This window comes from Tamlana crocina, from assembly GCF_012037625.1.
In genome coordinates, this window is the sequence record NZ_JAAVJS010000844.1 from 1 (window position 1) to 285 (window position 285).

At 44.6% G+C, this 285-nt stretch carries 1 protein-coding gene; it reads left to right on the forward strand.

What is annotated here, in order from left to right:
• Positions 1–285 (forward strand): tetratricopeptide repeat protein (locus tag HC176_RS19215; RefSeq protein ID WP_167920562.1); only part of this gene is annotated, 285 nt, incomplete at both ends.

Consider the following 285-nt stretch of genomic DNA (forward strand, 5'->3'; position numbering starts at 1 on the left):
TGATCATCTTGATGACTTTAAGAGTGATGATCAAATTCTTGCGCCACTTGCAAAGGGTGCGATTGGTGATGCGTTCCTTCAATTGGAGCAGCCAGAAGAGGCTCTTGATTACTATGAGGAAGCTGCACAAATGAGGGAAAATAACTTTACCACTCCGCGTTTTCTAATGAAGGCAGCAGTGACTGCTATCAAATTAGGAAATGGAGCTGCGGCTGAAAAGTACCTCACCAGAATTCAGAAGGAGTATCCAGACTCTGCCGAGGCTAACAAGGTATCAGTTTACCT